Consider the following 22,183-nt stretch of genomic DNA (forward strand, 5'->3'; position numbering starts at 1 on the left):
ATTCTATTACTTTTCGACAAATTAAGTATAGGCTTCTTCATGTATTCCTTTTACTGCGCGTCCGCTTGGTTCGTTCAGGTTTCTGAAAGAAATATCCCATGCCAGCGCTTCTGCCGTAGAGCAGGCTACGCTGGGAACACTCGGTACGCTGCGAGCCGCACTTTCACTGGGGAAATGTTCTTCAAAGATGCTACGATAATAATATTCTTCCTTGTTTTGCGGAGTATTGATGGGGAAACGTTCGGCTGCATGTGCCATTTGTTCGTCACTTACGGCAGCGGTTGTTATTTCTTTCAATGTATCAATCCAGGAATATCCCACACCGTCACTGAACTGCTCTTTCTGTCTCCATGCCACGCTTTCCGGCAGCATATCGGCGAAAGCCTCACGTACGATTCTTTTTTCAATATCCTTTCCTGGGCACATTTTAGCCTTTGGGTTCAGCGTCATTGCCACATCAAGAAACTCTTTATCAAGGAAAGGAACACGTCCTTCAACTCCCCAGGCAGATAAACTCTTGTTAGCCCGGAGACAGTCGTACATATGCAATTTTGAAAGTTTGCGTACCGTTTCTTCGTGGAACGCCTGCGGAGTAGGGGCTTTGTGAAAATAGAGATAACCCCCAAAAACTTCATCGGCACCTTCACCGCTCAACACCATTTTGATACCCATGGACTTGATGACACGTGCCAGCAGATACATTGGAGTAGAAGCCCGCACGGTAGTTACGTCATACGTCTCGATGAAATAAATTACGTCACGAATCGCATCCAGCCCTTCCTGCACGGTGTAGTTTATTTCGTGATGCACCGTGCCGATATATTCGGCAACCTCACGCGCCTTTATCAAGTCGGGCGCACCCTTCAGACCGATGGCAAAAGAGTGAAGCTGCGGCCACCAGGCATCGCTTGCTCCGTCTGTTTCTATACGTTTGGCTGCATATTTCTTGGCGATAGCGGAAATGACAGAACTGTCCAGACCGCCGGAAAGAAGTACTCCATAAGGTACGTCACTCATCAACTGGCGATGAACGGCATCTTCTAATGCTGTTTTTACATCGGCGGTTCGGGCATCGTTGTCTTTTACAGCTTCGTATTCTGTCCAGTCACGCGAATACCAGCGTTTCATCTTCCCCTCTTTACTGTAAAAGTAATGTCCGGGAAGGAATACTTCGTATTCGTCACAAAATCCTTCAAGCGCTTTCAGTTCGCTGCCGAAGTAGACTTTTCCCTCTTTGTCCTTACCTATATATAAAGGTATAACGCCGATAGGGTCGCGGGCAATCAGGAACTCATCTTTCTCTTCGTCATAAAGGACAAAAGCAAAGATACCACTGATGTCTTCCAGGAAATGAATACCTTTATCTTTATAAAGGACAAGAATAACCTCACAATCACTGCCTGTCTGAAAATCATATCTCCCGGCATATTTTGCACGAATATCACGGTGGTTGTAGATTTCACCGTTTACGGCGAGCACCTGTTTACGGTCCGGCGAGTATAAGGGTTGCCCGCCACTTTGCGGGTCGACGATAGAAAGACGTTCGTGTGCCAGGATGGCACTTCCGCCTACATAGATTCCGCTCCAGTCCGGTCCGCGATGACGGATTTTCTGGGCCATTTTCAGTGCTTTGTCTCTTAGCTCTTTGGTCTGAGCTTTTATATTGAGTATACCTGCTATTCCACACATAACTTTAATTTTTGGTTGTTAAATAAGCATCAATTTTCGCAGCCGCTTTCCGTCCGCCTGCCATGGCACGTACTACCAGACTGGCTCCGGTAGCTGCATCTCCGGCAAGAAATACATTATCGGCAAATTGCGGTTGTTCCGGTTTCAAGAATCCCATAGCCAGCAATACCATATCCGCCTCGATTACCTCTTTTTTTCCGGTAGGTTTCATTGCCGGGCGTCCGCTGTCTGTTGCCGGAATCCATTCTACCTCTTCCACCTCTACACCGGTCACCTTTCCGTTCTTTCCGAGGAACTGATTGGAAGCCAGGCACCAGCGTCGTGTGCACCCTTCTTCATGGCTGGAAGTTGTTTTGAAGACTATCGGCCATTGCGGCCACGGAGTAGCCGGATTATGTCCCACAGGCGGTTTAGGCATAATTTCAATTTGAGTTACACTGATAGCTCCCTGGCGTACACTGGTTCCGATACAATCCGAACCGGTATCTCCACCACCGATGACAAGCACCTTTTTTCCTTTGGCATTCACTAATTTATCTTTTGGGAAAGTCTGTCCTTCCAAAATCCTGTTTTGTTGAGCCAGCATTTCGAGGGCAAAGTGAATACCTTTCAATTCTCTTCCCGGAATACTTAAATCTCGTGCTGTCGGTGTACCTGTGCAGATGCAGTAAGCATCAAACCCTTCCGGCAGATGATTGACATCAACTTCGACTCCCATTTCAAACTTGATTCCTTCCGCTGCTAATATATTCATGCGTCGGTCAATCACATTCTTATCCAGTTTGAAGTTGGGGATACCGAAACGGAGCAATCCACCGGGCGCTTCGTCCTTATCAAATAATGTGACACTATATCCTTTCAGGTTCAACTGGTTTGCTACAACCAGTCCGGCAGGGCCTGCGCCAATCACCGCAACTCTTTTTCCGTTTCTTTTCGGCTTTTGTACCTGTATATATCCCTCGCGAAAGGCTGCTTCAACAATAGCCGCTTCGTTTTCACGAATTGTCACAGGTTGGTCGCATGACAGTTTTAATACACAAGACTTTTCGCAGAGGGCAGGGCAGATACGTCCTGTAAATTCAGGAAAATCACAAGTAGATGACAAAACTTCGTATGCCTCTCTCCATTTTCCCTTGAATAAGGCATCCTGCCATTCCGGTTGTTTATTCCCTATCGGGCATGCCCAGTGGCAGAAAGGTACGCCGCAGTCCATGCAGCGGGATGCCTGCAACTTACGGCTGTTTGTATTCAACGTCTGTTCAACCTGACTATAATCAGTGATTCGTTCGCTCACAGGGCGGTATCCCGCTTCCTGTCGAGGTATATTTAAAAAAGCTTTAGGGTCTCCCATATAAATTGAAAATTGAGAATTAAAAATTAAAAAATGATTGATAAGGCTTATTGAATTGATAGTTGAGAATTAAAAATTGAAAAATAATAGAATTGAGAGCACTATTCGTTTCATTTATTTCTCAATTTTTAATTCTCAATTTCCCTAATAGTCTCTTTGCATGTCTGCAATTTTCTGTTGTAACTTTCTCATCTGTTCTTCCTGCAATACTTTTTTGTATTCGATAGGTACTATCTGGATGAATTGGTCTACATAATGATTCCAGTCGTCAAGCATTGTTCGTGCCAGTTTGGAGCCCGTGTACAGGTAGTGCTGGCGAATCAGTTCGTGTAACTCTTTCCGGTAGCTTGCTTCTTCGATAAGGGACAATTCCACCATCTCCATATTACAGAAATAATCGAAGTTGCCGTCTTTGTTCCATACATAGGCTACACCGCCACTCATGCCGGCTGCAAAGTTGCGTCCGGTTTGTCCGAGGACTACAACGCGTCCGCCGGTCATATATTCGCAACAGTGGTCGCCTACACCTTCCACTACGGCGACGGCACCCGAATTACGTACGGCAAAACGTTCTCCTACACGACCGTTGATATACACTTCACCACTTGTGGCGCCGTAAAGCAATGTGTTACCGGCAATTGTATTCTTGTCAGCTTCGAAATTGCTGCGGATAGGGGGAAGTACGGCGATACGTCCGCCACTCAGACCCTTGCCCAAATAGTCGTTCGCTTCTCCTTCCAGTTTAAAGTTGACACCCGGTACAAGAAATGCACCGAAAGACTGCCCTGCCGAACCTTTGAATTTCACATTCAACGTATGTTCCGGCAATCCCTTAGCTCCATGCTTCTTCGCGATTACTCCCGAAAGCATAGCACCTATTGCACGGTCTGTATTCGCAATCGTATATTCTAAAGAGATTTCTTTCTCATGTTTGATGGCATCTTGGGCGGCATCAATGATAGCCACATCCTTTACAGTAGAGATTCCATGCTCCTGGTCGGTGACATGACGGATAGCGGCAGCATTATCAATACGTGCCAGCATCCTGTTGAAATCAATCAACGCATGCTTCGGATTCGGGTCGTCCGCTACGGATTTACGTTCAATCAAGTCTGTCCGTCCGATAATGTCATCCATCCGGGTGAATCCCATTTCCGCCAGATGTTCACGAACTTCCTGCGCCAGGAACATGAAGAAATTCACTAAATATTCACTGCGTCCGTGGAAACGTTTGCGCAACTCCTCATTCTGTGTGGCAACTCCTACAGGGCAAGTGTTCTGATGACATTTACGCATCATGACACAACCTAATACAATCAGTGCAGAGGTGGCAAAACCATATTCTTCGGCTCCCATCAATGCCATTAAGATAATGTCCCGTCCGGTTTTTAATTGCCCGTCAGCTTGCAGAACCACTTGGCCGCGAAGCCCGTTTAGAACCAATGTCTGTTGTGTCTCGCTCAATCCCAGTTCGGGAGAGATACCCGCATAACGGATAGAAGAAGCGGGAGAAGCCCCCGTGCCCCCTTCGGCACCGGAAATAACAATCAAGTCCGCCTTCGCCTTTGCCACACCCGCGGCAATCGTGCCTACGCCACTTTCTGCAACCAACTTCACACTGATTTTGGCTTGTGGATTTACGTTCTTCAAATCGAAAATCAATTGAGCCAAATCCTCTATCGAATAAATATCGTGATGGGGCGGGGGAGAAATCAGAGAAATTCCCGGAATAGAGTGGCGTGTCTTGGCAATCACATCGTTCACCTTGAATCCCGGAAGTTGTCCGCCTTCACCCGGCTTTGCCCCTTGGGCTATCTTAATCTGAATCTCATCCGCATTCACTAGATATTCCGCTGTCACACCGAAACGTCCCGAAGCCACCTGCTTGATGGCACTTCGCAGGGAACTGCCGTCCGGTAGCGGTTGGAAGCGGGAAGCGTCTTCACCGCCCTCGCCGGTATTACTGCGTCCGTGAATTTTATTCATGGCGATAGCCATTGCCTCATGAGCCTCTTTGCTGATAGAGCCGAAAGACATGGCACCTGTGACAAAACGATGCAAAATATTCTCTACCGGTTCCACCTGATCGATAGAAATCGGATTGCGGCGGAATCCCAGGAAATCACGCAGGAAGATAGGTTTCTCTTTCTCGTCTACCAAGTGAGTATATTCTTTGAATTTCTTATAACTGCCCAGGCGGGTAGCCAATTGCAGCGTACTGATGGTTTCGGGATTCCATGCATGCTGTTCTCCGTCTTTGCGGAATGAATATACTCCGTTGCTTTTAAGAAGTTGAGAGTTGGGAGTCTCTCCATTCTCAACTTCTTCAAATCCTTCTTCGTGGAAAGCAATGGCGTCTCTTGCAATCTCTTCCAGCCGAATACCCCCAATTGGTGAGCCGAGTCCCCCGAAATAAGCCTTGCTTAACTCTTCGCTCAAACCGACAGCTTCGAAAATCTTGGCACCGCGGTATGAACGGATGGTGGAGATACCCATCTTGCTCATAATCTTGAACAGACCTTTGCAGATGGACTTGATATAATTCTTCTCGGCCGTAGCGTAGTCCAATTGAATATCCCTGTCTTTCACCAATTTGTCAAGCACCGCAAATGCCATATATGGATTCAGCGCGCTTGCCCCGAAGCCGAGTAATAAGGCTGCGTGCATCACCTCGCGTATTTCACCGCTTTCTACTACCAGTGCCGTTTGCACACGTTTCCCAACGGAAATCAGATGGTGATGAACAGCGCTTACCGCCAAAAGGGACGGGATTACTGCATGGTCGGCATCCACATCACGGTCACTCAGAATGATATAGTTCACGCCTTCCGTCACGGATTCTTCCGCCATTTTGCAAAGTCCGCCCAGTGCTTCTTGAAGCCCGGCTTTTCCTTTCGCTACTTCAAAAAGCATCGGAAGCTTGACAGTTTTAAAACCTTTATAGCGGATATTACATAAAATATCCAATTGAGTATTGCTTAGAATCGGATGGTTCAGACGCACCATCTTACAATGGCTTTCGCTCGGTGTCAGAATATTCATGCCGACAGCACCGATATATTCCGTCAATGACATCACCAGTTCCTCGCGTAGCGGGTCAATCGGTGGATTCGTCACCTGGGCGAATTGTTGGCGGAAATAATTGTAGAGCAATTGCGGCTTGTCCGAAAGCACAGCCAACGGGGTATCGTTGCCCATTGAATGGATAGGCTCTGCGCCGGTGCTTGCCATGGGCATAATCAGTCTTTCGATGTCCTCTTTTGAATAACCGAAAGTGCGGAGCATCCGGTCATAGTTTTCTACATGATGAGGCACTTTGCGTCCGCTTTTCAATTCGTCCAGTTCGATACGGTTGGTAGCCAGCCATGTGCGGTAAGGTTTTGCTTCCGACAATTGCTTTTTCAGTTCACCATCGTAATATATTTCGCCCTTTTCCGTGTCAATCAATAGAATCTTACCCGGTTGTAGCCGTCCTTTTTCTTTAATATCTCCCGGTTCGAAATCCATTACGCCAACTTCCGAAGCTACTACCATCATATCATTTTTCGTAATCAAGTAGCGGGCGGGACGCAGACCGTTACGGTCGAGCATACCGCCGGCAAAACGTCCGTCACTGAACAGCAGGGCGGCAGGTCCGTCCCAGGGCTCCATTAATATAGAGTGATATTCATAGAAAGACTTCAAATCTTCACTGATGGGATTCTTCTCGTTGAAAGACTCCGGTACAAGCATTGCCATGGCGTGAGGCAGGCTCAATCCCGACATTACTAAAAATTCCAGAACATTATCCAATGAAGCACTGTCACTCATACCCGGCTGTATAATCGGACGAATCTCTTTGATATCTCCGAGAGTGGGAGAGGAAAGTACACTTTCGCGGGCTTCCATCCAGCCGCGGTTACCGCGAATCGTATTGATTTCGCCATTGTGTGCCAGGAGACGGAAAGGTTGTGCCAAACCCCATGTTGGGAACGTGTTGGTACTGAAGCGGGAATGCACCAAAGCCAGTCCGCTGGTAAAGTAACTGTTCGTCAGGTCAGGATAATAGTTGCGTAGCTGCAACGACGAAAGCATACCTTTATATATAATACTTTTTGTGGAGAGCGAAACGACATAAAAATCCTCTTTTGCCGGAATGGCTGACATTCTGACTTTATTTTCGATTCTCTTACGAATCAGATACAGTTTGCGGTCGGCAGTCTCCGTTTCCGTAAATCCTGTGATAAATACCTGCTTGATATCCGGTTCATTGGTCAAAGCCGCTTCTCCTAAGATTTCCGGGCAAGTAGGTACGTTTCGCAGATGCATCAGCGTAAGCCCTTCCTTTTCGATTTCTTCGATGATGATACTCAAAATGGATGCCTGGTCTTTTTCATTTTTGGGTAGAAAAAGCAGACCGGTACCATAACGTCCCTTTTCGGGAACGGGGATGCCTTGTAATAAAATAAACTCGTGCGGGATTTGTAACATAATGCCTGCACCGTCTCCGGTTTTGTTGTCCGCACCCTCGGCGCCGCGGTGGCGCATGTTCTCCAATACCTTTAAAGCCGACTCAACAATGTCGTGTGACTTTTCTCCGTGAATGTTTACCAGCATACCAACACCGCAGGCATCGTGTTCGTATGCCGCATCGTACAAGCCCGCCTGTTTGGGCTGTCGTTGGTAAGGGAATCCTTCTGTTTCGTTGTTAAAAAGTTCTTGTTTCTTCATTCTTACTAGCTTTATTGTATGATAATACCTGTTTGATGTATCAAAATGTTCGGCAAAAATAAGTATTTAATTTCATAATGATAGTAAAATACCGTCTTTCTATGACACGAAATATAAAGCCTGTTCTTTATTCTTTTAATTTGTAACCAAAATCCTTTGAATTGCTTTTAATTTGTTATCCTGATATCTGTTATTTGAAACTGATTGTAATCTGTTTCTTTTTGAGCTAAAAAGATTATATTATTTAACTTTTTGATGTGTTTACAACTTTTTTGTGCGTTTCTGTCAAATAAATATCGAAATTGTTATCTTTATGTTATTTGGAATGTGTATATTTGCAGCCGAAATAAAAATATCATAATATGTGTGGAATAGTAGGCTATATTGGTAAAAGAAAAGCCTACCCCATCCTTATAAAAGGGCTGAAGCGATTAGAGTATCGTGGATATGACAGCGCAGGGGTAGCAATCATCAGTGACAACCAACAGTTGAATGTGTACAAGACGAAAGGAAAAGTCTCCGAACTCGAAAATTTCGTCACACAGAAAGATATTTCCGGTACAATCGGAATCGCCCATACTCGTTGGGCTACTCACGGGGAACCTTGTTCCGCTAACGCCCATCCTCATTACTCTTCTTCCGAAAAACTCGCTCTCATTCATAACGGTATCATTGAAAACTACGCCGTACTCAAAGAAAAACTCCAAGCTAAAGGCTACATCTTTAAAAGCAGTACAGATACCGAAGTTCTCGTTCAATTAATAGAATACATGAAAGTTACCAATCAGGTTAGTTTGCTGGCTGCCGTTCAGTTGGCGCTGGGAGAGGTGATTGGCGCTTATGCGATTGCGATTCTTGATAAAGAGCATCCGGATGAGATTATTGCGGCACGCAAAAGCAGCCCGCTGGTAGTGGGTATTGGCGAAGATGAATTCTTTCTGGCTTCGGACGCCACTCCGATTGTAGAATATACAGATAAGGTGGTCTACTTGGAAGACGGAGAGATTGCCGTAATAAACAGGGGTGAAGAGTTGAAGGTAGTCGATTTGAATAATGTCGAAATGACTCCCGAAGTGAAGAAAGTGGAATTGAAGCTCGGACAATTAGAAAAGGGCGGTTATCCGCACTTTATGTTGAAAGAGATTTTTGAACAGCCAGATTGCATCCATGATTGTATGCGCGGACGCATCAATGTAGATGCGGACAACGTAGTGCTTTCGGCAGTGATTGATAATAAGGAAAGGCTGCTGAGTGCCAAACGGTTTATTATCGTGGCTTGCGGAACTTCCTGGCATGCCGGACTTATCGGCAAACAACTGATTGAAAGTTTCTGCCGCATACCGGTAGAAGTGGAATATGCTTCTGAATTCCGTTACCGCGACCCTGTGATTAACGAGCAGGATGTAGTGATTGCCATCTCTCAGAGTGGCGAGACTGCCGATACATTGGCTGCCGTAGAATTGGCAAAGAGCCGTGGGGCATTTATATACGGAATTTGTAATGCCATCGGTTCGTCGATTCCCCGTGCCACTCACACCGGTTCGTATATCCACGTAGGCCCGGAAATCGGAGTTGCTTCTACCAAAGCATTTACGGGACAGGTCACTGTATTAGCGATGTTGGCATTGACACTTGCCAAAGAAAAGGGAACGATTGACGAACAGTATTATCTTTCGGTTGTGAGGGAGTTGAATCAAATTCCTGAGAAAATGAAAGAAGTGTTGAAATTGAATGATAAACTGGCGGAACTATCGAAAACTTTCACCTATGCACACAACTTTATTTATTTGGGACGCGGATATAGTTATCCCGTAGCTCTCGAAGGTGCGCTGAAATTGAAAGAAATTTCGTATATTCATGCCGAAGGTTATCCGGCTGCCGAGATGAAGCACGGCCCGATTGCCTTGATTGACGCAGAAATGCCGGTAGTGGTGATTGCCACCCAAAATGCCCTGTACGAAAAAGTGCTGAGCAACATTCAGGAAATCAAGGCGCGGAAAGGACGGGTGATTGCTTTTGTGACGAAAGGAGATACGGTTATCAGCCAGATTGCCGATTGCAGTATCGAGCTTCCTGAAACAATCGAATGTCTCAATCCGTTAATTACTACGGTACCTCTCCAATTGCTTGCATACCACATAGCAGTCTGCAAGGGAATGGATGTAGACCAGCCCAGGAATCTGGCTAAATCTGTAACTGTGGAGTAAATCTTGTAATATATATAACAGGTAATTTGGATTTGTATAAATGGAACAATTGAAACATGAATGTGGCGTTGCCATGATACGCCTGCTTAAACCGCTGGAGTATTACGAGAAGAAGTACGGAACGTGGATGTACGGCCTGAACAAGCTTTATCTGCTGATGGAAAAGCAGCACAACCGTGGACAGGAAGGTGCGGGACTGGCTTGCGTGAAACTGGAAGCCAATCCGGGTGAAGAATATATGTTCCGCGAACGTGCCCTGGGTTCCGGTGCCATTACCGAAATCTTTGAAAATGTGCAGAACAATTTCAAGGATTTGACTCCCGAACAACTGCATGATGCGGAGTATGCCAAACGTACTTTACCTTTTGTCGGTGAAGCATATATGGGGCATCTCCGTTATTCCACCACAGGGAAATCCGGCATCTCTTACGTACATCCGTTTTTGAGAAGAAACAACTGGCGTGCCAAGAACCTGGCTCTCTGCGGTAACTTCAATATGACGAACGTAGATGAAATATTTGCCCGTATTACGGCTATCGGTCAGCATCCGCGTAAATATGCCGATACATACATCATGTTGGAACAGGTGGGACACCGTCTCGACCGTGAAGTGGAACGTGTCTTTAATCTTGCCGAAGCAGACGGGCTCACAGGTATGGGCATCACCAATTATATAGAAGAGCATATCGACCTGTCTAATGTATTGCGTACTTCCAGCCGTGAGTGGGATGGGGGATATGTTATCTGCGGACTGACCGGAAGCGGTGAATCTTTCGCTATCCGCGACCCGTGGGGGATTCGTCCCGCATTTTGGTATCAGGATGACGAGATAGCCGTATTAGCTTCCGAACGTCCGGTCATCCAGACTGTCCTGAATGTTCCGTTTGAAGAAATTAAAGAGCTGCAACCGGGACAAGCGCTGCTTATCAGCAAGGAAGGCAAAATACGTACTTCGCAAATTATCAAACCTCATGAGAAGCACGCTTGCTCTTTTGAACGTATCTACTTCTCCCGTGGTAGTGACGTAGATATCTATAAGGAAAGAAAACTGCTGGGCGAAAAGTTAGTTCCGAAAATCCTGAAAGCTATCAATAACGACATCGACCATACCGTTTTCTCTTTTATTCCCAATACTGCCGAAGTCGCTTTCTACGGAATGCTGCAAGGATTGGACGATTATCTGAACGAAGAGAAAGTGCAGCAGATTGCCGCATTGGGGCATAACCCGAACATGGAAGAACTGGAAGTAATCCTTTCTCGCCGTATCCGTAGTGAAAAGGTGGCTATCAAGGATATCAAGCTCCGCACTTTCATTGCCGAAGGAAACAGCCGCAATGATTTGGCGGCTCACGTATATGACATTACATACGGAAGTCTCGTGCCCGGTGTCGATAACTTGGTGATAATTGACGACAGTATTGTGCGCGGTACAACGCTGAAACAAAGTATAATCGGTATTCTCGACCGTCTCAGCCCGAAGAAGATTGTCATCGTATCCTCTTCACCGCAAGTACGTTATCCTGATTATTACGGCATAGACATGGCGAAGATGAGCGAATTTATTGCTTTCAGGGCAGCTATCGAGCTTCTGAAAGAACGCGATATGAAAGATGTGATTGCTGCCGCTTACCGTAAATCCAAAGACCAGGTAGGACTGCCGAAAGAGCAGATGGTGAATTACGTAAAAGACATTTATGCTCCTTTCACCGATGAAGAAATCTCCGCCAAGATGGTGGAATTGTTGACACCGAAAGGGACGAGAGCGAAAGTCGAAATCGTCTACCAACCGTTGGAAGGACTTCACGAAGCTTGCCCGAACCATACGGGCGATTGGTACTTCAGCGGCAATTACCCTACACCGGGTGGTGTGAAAATGGTGAACCGGGCATTTATCGATTACATAGAGCAAATGTATCAATTTTAACAACCATACAACGATTCAATAATAAGAATGAGAAATGTGACATTAATCCTTGACGACGGGAGCCGGTTCTCTGGCAAGTCGTTTGGCTACGAGAAGCCGGTGGCGGGTGAAGTAGTTTTCAATACTGCCATGACCGGATATCCCGAGAGCCTTACTGACCCTTCGTATGCCGGACAGTTGATGACTCTTACCTATCCCTTGATAGGCAACTACGGAGTTCCTCCTTTTACAATCGAACCGAACGGGCTCGCCACTTTTATGGAGAGCGAGAAAATCCATGCGGAAGCGATTATCGTAAGTGACTATTCTTATGAATACAGCCACTGGAACGCAGTGGAAAGTCTCGGCGATTGGTTGAAACGTGAAAAAATTCCCGGTATCACAGGTATTGATACTCGTGAATTGACGAAAGTGCTCCGTGAACATGGTGTGATGATGGGAAAGATTGTCTTTGATGATGAGCCGGAGCATATTCCCGAAGCTGCTTATGCAGGCGTTAATTACGTAGACAAAGTAAGTTGCAAGGAAATAATCTCTTATCTTCCCGACGTAACTTCTCACTCTTTTCCTGTAAATACTCCCATTGCGCAACTTAATTCTCAACTATCAACTTTCAATTCTCAATTTAAAAAAGTGGTATTGGTAGATTGTGGAGTAAAGACCAACATCATCCGTTGCCTGCTGAAACGTGATGTCGAAGTGATTCGCGTGCCTTGGGATTATGATTTCAACGGACTCGAATTTGACGGATTATTTATTTCCAATGGCCCGGGCGACCCGGATACTTGCGATGCTGCGGTACAAAATATCCGTAAGGCAATGAAAAATGAGAAACTCCCTATCTTCGGAATCTGCATGGGTAACCAATTACTTTCGAAAGCAGGTGGCGCCAAAATATACAAACTGAAATACGGGCACCGTAGTCACAACCAACCTGTGCGTATGGTAGGCACGGAACGTTGTTTCATCACTTCTCAGAATCACGGTTATGCCGTAGACAATAATACGTTGGGCGCAGATTGGGAACCGCTTTTCATCAATATGAACGACGGTTCCAATGAAGGAATCAAGCATAAGACAAATCCTTGGTTCTCGGCGCAATTCCACCCGGAAGCTGCCAGCGGCCCTACGGATACGGAATTTTTGTTCGACGAATTTGTAAACCTGCTTAAATAACCGACAATCATGAAAGAAAATATAAAGAAAGTATTACTGTTGGGTTCCGGTGCCCTGAAAATCGGTGAGGCCGGTGAGTTTGATTATTCCGGTTCGCAGGCGCTCAAAGCCTTGAAAGAAGAGGGGATTGAAACGGTTCTTATCAACCCGAATATTGCTACGGTACAGACTTCCGAAGGGGTGGCCGACCAAATCTACTTCCTGCCGGTGACCCCGTACTTTGTAGAGAAAGTGATTCAGAAAGAGAAGCCCGAAGGCATTATGCTTGCATTCGGCGGGCAGACGGCCTTGAATTGCGGCGTAGCTTTATATAAGGAAGGAATCCTTGAAAAATATAATGTAAAGGTGCTCGGTACCCCGGTACAGGCTATTATGGATACCGAAGACCGTGAACTTTTCGTGCAGAAACTAAACGAAATTGACGTAAAGACTATCAAGAGTGAAGCCGTAGAAAATGCGGAAGACGCCCGTCGCGCAGCAAAAGAGCTGGGTTATCCGGTGATTGTCCGTGCTGCTTATGCGTTGGGTGGTCTGGGCTCCGGCTTTTGTGATAACGAGGAACAATTGGACGTCCTCGTAGAAAAGGCTTTTTCTTTCTCTCCGCAGGTGTTGGTGGAAAAATCACTCCGTGGCTGGAAAGAAGTGGAATACGAAGTGGTGCGCGACCGCTTTGACAACTGTATCACTGTTTGTAATATGGAAAACTTTGACCCACTAGGCATTCATACCGGTGAGTCTATTGTTATCGCTCCCTCTCAGACACTTACTAACAAAGAATATCATAAACTCCGTGAACTGGCTATCCGCATCATCCGTCATATCGGTATCGTCGGCGAATGTAACGTGCAATATGCTTTTGACCCGGAATCTGAAGACTATCGGGTGATTGAGGTAAATGCCCGTCTTTCTCGCTCATCGGCTTTGGCTTCCAAAGCAACCGGTTATCCGTTGGCTTTCGTTGCCGCCAAGTTAGGATTGGGTTACGGGCTTTTCGACCTGAAAAACTCTGTAACAAAAACGACTTCCGCCTTCTTTGAACCTGCTCTGGATTATGTAGTCTGTAAAATTCCCCGTTGGGACTTAGGTAAGTTCCACGGAGTAGATAAAGAACTGGGTTCTTCCATGAAATCAGTCGGTGAGGTAATGGCTATCGGTCGTACTTTTGAAGAAGCTATCCAAAAAGGGCTTCGCATGATAGGGCAGGGGATGCACGGATTTGTAGAAAACAAGGAACTGGTAATCTCCGATATCGACAAAGCGCTTCGTGAACCGACCGATAAACGTATTTTTGTCATCTCGAAAGCATTCCGTGCCGGATATACTATCGACCAGGTGCACGAACTGACAAAGATTGACAAATGGTTCCTTCAGAAGTTGATGAATATCATGGAAACTTCCGAAGAACTGCATAGCTGGGGAAATAACCACAAACAGATTGCCGACTTGCCGGACGAACTGCTTCGTAAAGCGAAAGTCCAGGGCTTCTCCGACTTTCAGATTGCCCGTGCCATTGGTTACGAAGGCGATATGGAAGACGGTATTCTTTATGTTCGCAATCATCGTAAGCATGTAGGTATTCTTCCGGTTGTGAAACAAATTGATACCTTGGCCGCCGAATATCCCGCGCAGACTAACTATCTGTATCTTACTTATAGCGGCGTAGCAAACGACGTTCATTATCTGGGTGACCATAAATCTATCGTCGTATTGGGTTCCGGTGCCTATCGTATCGGTTCCTCGGTAGAGTTCGACTGGTGTGGTGTGCAGGCCTTGAACACAATCCGCAAGGAAGGATGGTGCAGCGTCATGATTAACTATAACCCCGAAACCGTATCTACGGACTACGATATGTGCGACCGTCTCTACTTCGACGAACTGACTTTCGAGCGTGTAATGGATATTCTGGAGCTCGAAAATCCGCATGGTGTCATCGTATCTACCGGTGGGCAAATCCCGAATAACCTGGCATTGCGTCTGGACGCACAGAATATCAATATCCTCGGTACAAGTGCCAAGAGCATTGACAACGCCGAAGACCGCGAGAAGTTCTCTGCCATGCTCGACCGTATCGGTGTAGACCAGCCGCGTTGGCGCGAGTTGACTTCTATGGACGACATCAATGAGTTTGTTGACGAAGTAGGTTTCCCGGTACTTGTCCGTCCGTCATATGTACTTTCAGGTGCCGCGATGAATGTCTGCTCCAATCAGGAAGAACTTGAACGTTTCCTGAAACTGGCAGCTAATGTATCGAAGAAGCATCCGGTAGTGGTAAGCCAGTTTATCGAGCATGCCAAGGAAGTGGAAATGGATGCCGTAGCCCAGAATGGAGAAATCGTAGCATACGCTATCAGCGAACATATTGAGTTTGCGGGTGTGCACTCCGGTGACGCTACTATTCAATTCCCGCCACAAAAGCTATATGTAGAGACTGTCCGCCGTATCAAACGTATCAGCCGTGAGATTGCCAAGGCTTTGAACATCTCAGGCCCGTTCAATATCCAATATCTGGCAAAAGACAATGATATCAAAGTTATCGAATGTAACTTGCGTGCCAGCCGTTCTTTCCCGTTTGTCAGCAAAGTATTGAAGATAAACTTTATCGAACTGGCAACGAAAGTCATGCTTGGTCTGCCTGTCGAAAAACCGGAAAAGAATCTTTTCGAATTGGATTATGTCGGAATCAAGGCTTCCCAGTTCTCCTTCAACCGTTTGCAGAAAGCCGACCCTGTGTTGGGAGTAGATATGGCTTCTACCGGTGAAGTTGGTTGTATCGGCATGGATACTTCCTGTGCCGTACTGAAAGCAATGCTTGCCGTAGGCTATCGTATCCCCCAAAAGAATATCCTGCTTTCCACGGGAACAATGAAACAGAAAGCCGATATGATGGATGCAGCCCGTATGCTGGTGAATAAGGGATATAAACTCTTTGCGACCGGTGGCACGCACAAAGCGCTTGCTGAAAACGGTATTGAAAGTACCCATGTCTATTGGCCGAGCGAAGAGGGGCATCCGCAAGCATTGGAAATGCTCCATAATAAGGAAATTGATATGGTAGTCAACATTCCTAAGAACCTGACAGCCGGAGAGTTGGACAATGGATATAAGATTCGTCGTGCAGCTATTGACTTGAATATTCCGTTGATTACAAATGCCCGTCTGGCTAGTGCATTCATTAATGCTTTCTGTACGATGAGCATTGATGATATCGCTATCAAGAGTTGGGCAGAATATAAGTAATGTGCTGTCATTCTTTTGATAGTATGACAGCGTTTTGCTGAAATGAAAAAATGAAAAGGTCGTTCTTGTTATTCAGGAGCGGCCTTTTTGTCTACTTACTGATTAATGTGCCAATTTTGGTATTAATTTGTATAGGTTATTAAAAACTTCATATGAAAATCTTAGTAAACAGCCATCTTTATTGGAAATTCGTTCTATTTCTTGTAATATCATACTGATTTTATATCAACTATCTGCGAAGATCGTTGATATATTTTTTTATAGCAAGCAAAGGTGGAAAACGAAATACGAATAAGAGAAAAACATAAAGCGCTGCTTTACGAAGGCTAAAGCATAGCTTTACGACCTCTAAAGCTATGCTTTAAGACTAAGAAAGCACCATGTGTTACAAGTGTTTTAATTAGTTTCTTTTGTTTTCCTTGTAAATTTGGACATTTTGGAGTAACTTGCGCGATTATTTAAAAATTGGAGAATAACAGGTATGGATAATCATGTCGTAATAATGGCTGGTGGCATTGGCAGTCGTTTTTGGCCGATGAGTACACCGGAATGTCCAAAACAATTTATTGATGTAATGGGATGCGGACGGTCGCTGATTCAGTTGACAGCCGATCGTTTTGACGGTGTTTGCCCGAAGGAAAATATGTGGGTGGTTACTTCCGAGAAATATATAGATATTGTTCGGGAGCAGTTGCCCGAGATACCGGAGAGTAATATCTTGGCAGAGCCTTGTGCACGGAATACTGCGCCTTGTATAGCTTATGCTTGTTGGAAGATTAAAAAGAAACATCCGAATGCAAATATCGTAGTGACTCCTTCGGATGCACTGGTTATTGATACGGGGGAATTCCGCCGGGTGGTAGAGAAGGCGCTTCGTTTTACGAATGATAGCAGTGCTATTGTTACCCTAGGTATCAAACCGACCCGTCCGGAAACAGGATATGGATATATTGCTGCCGGAGATCAGATAATGACGGATAAGGAGATTTTTACGGTAGATGCATTCAAAGAAAAACCGGATAAAGAAACTGCTGAGAGGTACTTGGCAGAAGGAAATTACTTCTGGAATGCCGGAATCTTTGTGTGGAATGTACGTACCATAACCTCGGTGATGCGTGTATATGCTCCGGGGATTGCACAGATTTTCGACCGTATCTTCCCAGACTTCTATACGGAGAAAGAAAGCGAAACGATAAAGAAGCTGTTCCCGACTTGCGAAAGCATTTCTATTGACTACGCAGTGATGGAGAAAGCCCAGGAAATCTATGTACTGCCTGCTTCATTCGGTTGGTCGGATTTGGGTACATGGGGCGCTTTGCGCGGACTTTTGCCACAAGATAAATCTGGAAATGCTACGGTAGGAACGGATATTCGCCTGTATGACAGTAAGAACTGTATTGTACACACCAGCGAAGAAAAGCGGGTGGTGGTTCAAGGACTGGACGGATATATCATTGCCGAGAAAGATAATACATTGTTGATTTGCAAATTGGAAGAAGAACAGAGGATTAAGGAGTTCTCGAAATAAGAACTATTCCGGATTCTGATATTCACGTGGTGTTATCCCTGTCATCCGTTTTAGTATAATGGACTGGTTTATCCAGTCCATTACTGTTTGTTAGCTGGCTTGTCGGACGACCATTAGCCTGTTTAATGACAAAATGTATCTTGATTTTGGTTTATATAAGATAGATGTCAATTTGATAATATTCCTACTTTTTCTCAATTAACTTGAATCTTAATCTCAGCGTTTGTCGTTCTTCGTCATAATCATAGCTGATGATTTTGAAATTTCCTACTTCAGAAGTATTGGATACATGCGAACCGATGCAGGCACAGGCATCATAATCTCCAATGCGAATGATGCGAAGTGTTTCGCTGGCATCGGCAGGTAGTTTGCTCAAGTCTACAATGTCTTTAGCCTGCTCATGTGTCATAAACTCAATAGTCACTGGCAGATTCTGACTGATGACTTCGTTCACTTTATTTTCAATAGATTGTATCTGCTCTGTTGTCGGACAAGAGGAAAGAATATAATCACATTTACTTTTTTTTCTTTCTATGTGGGCATTGCGAGAGCGTGGGCAACCGAAAGTTTTTACCATAGTGGCATTTAATAAATGCTCCGCTGTATGCATGGGCGGGTACTCCTGTTTGTTGTGGTCGTTGAGTTGAGGCTGTTGTTCCATAAATTATTCTTATTTTCCAATTATAATTTTTTCTCCTAAGAAATGGGGCTGTTTATCTATTGCTAAGTCAATAAACATTTTTACTCTCGCAAATATAAAGCAATTTGCGTTTCATTTATTTTTTGTTTACAAAAATACCATTCTTTTTTAGGATTCCAAACGTATAGGCATAAAAAAAGGAGCAACGCCTTGCTCCAACCTTTGTTAACCTTAAATCTAATACTATGAAAAACACATTGCAAAGGTACGGACTTTTGCGACAATAGCAAATAATCCAAGAAAAACAACATGTTATATAACATAGATTAAGAAAATTGGGTTTGATGTTAACGCTTATTTGCTGATTGAGTAACAAGATACATGAGAATTCTGTATCTTTGCGTGTGATTAATATTTCACTAATACTTAAAAATATAAAGATGAAAGGAAAAAGGATAGGCGAGTGGGCATTATTGGCTGTTATTTGTTTGAGTTTCTCAATAGGAGAGACTTTTGCTCAGAAAAAAGATTTTGCAAACTTGGCTCGCTATGCAAAAGAAAATGTAGCGTTGCCGACACCGGCAAAAAAAGAGAAAAGGGTTGTGTTTATGGGAAACTCTATTACCGAGGGGTGGGTGCGGACTCATCCGGAGTTTTTTAAGACGAACGGATATATCGGTCGTGGTATTAGTGGGCAGACTTCCTATCAGTTCTTGCTGCGCTTCCGTGAAGATGTGATAAATCTTTCTCCAGCTTTGGTAGTCATTAATGCCGGAACCAATGATGTGGCGGAAAATACGAATCCTTATAATGAAGATTATACTTTTGGCAATATCGTTTCTATGGTCGAACTGGCTAAGGCAAATAAGATAAAGGTGATATTGACTTCCGTACTTCCTGCTGCGGCTTTTAAATGGAGAATGGAAATAAAAGATGCTCCACAGAAGATTCAAGCCTTGAATGCCCGTATAGAGGCTTATGCTAAGGCTAATAAAATTCCGTTCGTAAATTATTATAAGGCAATGGTGGCCGGCGATAGTCAAGCTTTGAATCCTCAATATACAAAAGATGGAGTTCATCCGACAGGTGAAGGATATGATATTATGGAACCATTGATTAAAGCTGCGATAGAGAAAGCGCTTTGAGGAATGTTGGCAGATTTTGATGCGGGCGACGGTCGTAAATAAGTAAACTTTCGTACTAGAAAATAGTGGATAAAAATGGCGTCACTATCCGGTTGGCATAGTGACGGTATGTGGCTATGATAGTGACGGTATCCCACCCGGATAGCGTCACTGTTTTTTGTGGTGTGTTCGAAATAAGAAAGACAGGATAAGTACGGGCATAAAAAAAGGAGCAACGCCTTGCTCCAACCTTTGTTAACCTTAAATCTAATACTATGAAAAACACAATGCAAAGATACGGACTTTCGTGATATTTGCAAATTATCAGTGAATGATTCGTGTTTTTATAACACTAGTTAGATATTTGGCTCCTGTATTATAGATTTGTTAAGATTCTCCATCTTCCGTGGTAGATGGAGAATGAAAAAACTTATCCCCATTTTTCTTTCATTAAATCTTCCAGTTTCAGTAATTCGTCACGATATTGGGCAGCTTCAATGAATTCCAATTTCTTGGCGGCTTCCTGCATAAGTTTGCGGGTACGCTCGATGCTCTTTTCCATTTGCGGTTTGCTCATATACTGTATTACCGGATCGGCTGCGATATTTGGCGTGGCAGGTTCGATATAAGCATGTTTCTCCTTCAATAATTCATTTGCTTCGGAGTTTGCATTGCCGAATAAGGTCAGATTTCTAGCCTTCTTGATTTGTTGTGGAGTAATACCGTTTGCTTCATTATATGCCAACTGTTTTTCACGACGACGGTTAGTCTCGTCAATGGTCAACTTCATGCTATCCGTCATTTTGTCGGCGTACATGATAACTTTTCCATTCACATTACGCGCGGCGCGTCCCGCGGTCTGTGTCAACGAACGGTGGGAGCGAAGGAATCCTTCCTTATCTGCGTCAAGAATAGCTACAAGAGATACTTCGGGAAGGTCCAACCCTTCACGAAGCAGATTCACTCCGATAAGTACATCGTAAATTCCTTGCCGGAGATCATCCATGATTTTAACACGTTCGAGCGTATCGACATCACTATGGATATAATTACATCTTACATTATTATTAAGAAGGTATTCCGTCAATTCTTCCGCCATTCGTTTGGTCAGCGTAGTGACAAGTACACGTTCTTCCTTTTCTATCCGCAATTGAATTTCTTCCATCAAGTCATCAATCTGATTTAGGCTCGGACGAACTTCAATAATCGGATCCAATAAACCGGTAGGACGGATTACCTGTTCCACAACAATACCTTCGGATTGAATTAATTCATAATCAGCCGGTGTTGCACTGACGTAAACCACTTGTTTGGCCATTTCCTGAAACTCTTCAAATTTCAGCGGACGGTTATCCATAGCGGCAGGCAGGCGGAATCCGTATTCCACAAGATTGACTTTACGTGCACGGTCTCCCCCGTACATGGCGCGGACTTGCGGTACGCTTACATGACTTTCATCAATAACGATGAGAAAATCCTCAGGGAAGAAGTCGAGCAGACAGTAGGGGCGGGTGCCGGCAGCACGACCGTCGAAATAACGGGAATAATTTTCAATGCCGGAACAATGGCCGAGTTCCCGAATCATTTCCATATCGTAAGTGACCCGCTCATAGAGTCGTTTTGCTTCATATTCCTTGCCGATGGACTCAAAGAAAGCCACTTGTTTGGTCAAATCATCCTCTATTTCGTGAATGGCGCGGAGAGTGGCTTCCTTGGTGGTCATAAATAAATTGGCCGGATAAATCTTATAAGCATCGAATGGAGCGATGGTGACACCTGTAATGGGATCGACCTCTTCTATGCCATCAATTTCATCTCCCCAGAAGGTGACGCGAAGCAGATTGTCTGTGTAAGCCAGATAAATATCTACCGTATCACCTTTCACGCGGAAATTGCCACGGTTAAGGTCAATATCGTTACGTACATACAGGCTGTCCACCAAACGGCGAAGAAATACGTTGCGGTCCATCATACGGCCCCGTTCTATATCAATCACATTCTTATAGAAATCCGAAGGGTTTCCCATACCATAAATGCAGGAAACGGAAGAAACCACTATCACGTCTTTTCGCCCGGAGAGTAGGGCGGAAGTAGCGGCAAGACGCAGCTTGTCAATTTCGTCATTGATAGCCAAGTCCTTTTCTATATATGTGTCACTGCCTGGCAGATAGGCTTCCGGCTGGTAATAATCGTAGTAAGAAACATAATACTCCACCGCATTATTGGGGAAGAATCCTTTAAATTCGCCATATAGCTGGGCAGCCAGTGTTTTATTATGACTCAAAATCAACGTCGGTTTGTTGATATTGGCAATTACGTTGGCGATGGTAAATGTTTTTCCCGAACCGGTGACTCCCAATAAAGTCTGTGCAGGAACTCCCTGAAGAATTCCTTCTGTCAGTTGTGCGATAGCTTCCGGTTGATCCCCCGTAGGCTTGTAAGCTGATGTTAGTTCAAAATTCATAGTTAATCCTAAAAAGTGGAGCAATATTCGGTAAAATAATCGAGATTACAAATCATTTTTCCAAATAAATCCTTTACTTTGCAACATATTAATATCAAAAAACAGATTCATACAACTAGTAATACCAGAAACA

The 22,183-nt window shown here is 44.7% G+C and carries 11 protein-coding genes and 1 pseudogene; 6 read left to right on the forward strand and 6 right to left on the reverse strand.

Annotated elements, in window-relative coordinates; translation table 11 throughout:
- Positions 1 to 21 precede the first annotated feature (21 nt).
- The 3 genes from asnB to gltB all read right to left on the reverse strand — a co-directional run bounded on the left by asnB (position 22) and on the right by gltB (position 7,750).
- Complete coding sequence (asnB, locus tag CLIN57ABFB40_RS04655; protein WP_175629091.1) at positions 22 to 1,689, reverse strand: asparagine synthase B; 1,668 nt, start codon at positions 1,687 to 1,689, stop codon at positions 22 to 24.
- A 4-nt stretch (positions 1,690 to 1,693) separates the two neighbouring features.
- Positions 1,694 to 3,040 (reverse strand): glutamate synthase subunit beta, encoded by a 1,347-nt coding sequence (locus tag CLIN57ABFB40_RS04660; protein ID WP_175629092.1) that lies wholly within the window; start codon positions 3,038 to 3,040, stop codon positions 1,694 to 1,696.
- A 144-nt stretch (positions 3,041 to 3,184) separates the two neighbouring features.
- Entirely contained in the window at positions 3,185 to 7,750 is a 4,566-nt protein-coding gene (gene gltB, locus CLIN57ABFB40_RS04665) for a glutamate synthase large subunit (protein ID WP_175629093.1), read from the reverse strand.
- A gap of 362 nt (positions 7,751 to 8,112) precedes the next feature.
- On the opposite strand from gltB, the gene glmS reads away from it, so the two are divergent.
- From glmS to CLIN57ABFB40_RS04690, 5 genes are all read left to right on the forward strand, one after another.
- Positions 8,113 to 9,957, forward strand: a complete 1,845-nt coding sequence (gene glmS / locus CLIN57ABFB40_RS04670; protein ID WP_175629094.1) for a glutamine--fructose-6-phosphate transaminase (isomerizing) — start codon at positions 8,113 to 8,115, stop codon at positions 9,955 to 9,957.
- 40 nt (positions 9,958 to 9,997) lie between these two features.
- The gene (locus CLIN57ABFB40_RS04675) at positions 9,998 to 11,881 is read left to right on the forward strand and encodes an amidophosphoribosyltransferase (RefSeq protein WP_175629095.1); all 1,884 of its coding nucleotides are present in this window, start codon (positions 9,998 to 10,000) and stop codon (positions 11,879 to 11,881) included.
- 27 nt (positions 11,882 to 11,908) lie between these two features.
- Entirely contained in the window at positions 11,909 to 13,057 is a 1,149-nt protein-coding gene (gene carA, locus CLIN57ABFB40_RS04680; protein WP_175629096.1) for a glutamine-hydrolyzing carbamoyl-phosphate synthase small subunit, read from the forward strand.
- Between the two features lie 9 nt (positions 13,058 to 13,066).
- Positions 13,067 to 16,294 carry a carbamoyl-phosphate synthase (glutamine-hydrolyzing) large subunit gene (gene carB, locus CLIN57ABFB40_RS04685; RefSeq protein ID WP_175629097.1) on the forward strand — a complete coding sequence of 1,076 codons (3,228 nt, stop codon included), beginning with the start codon at positions 13,067 to 13,069 and terminating at the stop codon, positions 16,292 to 16,294.
- Positions 16,295 to 16,775: 481 nt separating this feature from the next.
- Positions 16,776 to 17,822 carry a mannose-1-phosphate guanylyltransferase gene (locus tag CLIN57ABFB40_RS04690; RefSeq protein WP_175629098.1) on the forward strand — a complete coding sequence of 349 codons (1,047 nt, stop codon included), beginning with the start codon at positions 16,776 to 16,778 and terminating at the stop codon, positions 17,820 to 17,822.
- Positions 17,823 to 18,006: 184 nt separating this feature from the next.
- Here the strand turns inward: CLIN57ABFB40_RS04690 and CLIN57ABFB40_RS04695 are convergent, their stop codons facing one another.
- On the reverse strand, positions 18,007 to 18,483 hold the full coding sequence (locus CLIN57ABFB40_RS04695; RefSeq protein WP_175629099.1) for a hypothetical protein: 477 nt from the start codon (positions 18,481 to 18,483) through the stop codon (positions 18,007 to 18,009).
- A 9-nt stretch (positions 18,484 to 18,492) separates the two neighbouring features.
- Positions 18,493 to 18,579 (reverse strand): annotated as a pseudogene (locus CLIN57ABFB40_RS20495) (vancomycin high temperature exclusion protein); the annotation flags it as partial.
- A gap of 323 nt (positions 18,580 to 18,902) precedes the next feature.
- On the opposite strand from CLIN57ABFB40_RS20495, the gene CLIN57ABFB40_RS04700 reads away from it, so the two are divergent.
- The gene (locus tag CLIN57ABFB40_RS04700) at positions 18,903 to 19,607 is read left to right on the forward strand and encodes an SGNH/GDSL hydrolase family protein (RefSeq protein WP_175629100.1); all 705 of its coding nucleotides are present in this window, start codon (positions 18,903 to 18,905) and stop codon (positions 19,605 to 19,607) included.
- Positions 19,608 to 20,016: 409 nt separating this feature from the next.
- Here CLIN57ABFB40_RS04700 and uvrB read toward each other — a convergent pair whose 3' ends face one another.
- A complete protein-coding gene (gene uvrB, locus CLIN57ABFB40_RS04705; RefSeq protein WP_175630336.1) occupies positions 20,017 to 22,050 on the reverse strand; it encodes an excinuclease ABC subunit UvrB in 2,034 nt (677 codons plus the stop codon).
- Positions 22,051 to 22,183: the final 133 nt, after the last annotated feature.

It is taken from the genome of Bacteroides acidifaciens, assembly GCF_903181435.1.
Classification (GTDB): Bacteria; Bacteroidota; Bacteroidia; order Bacteroidales; family Bacteroidaceae; genus Bacteroides.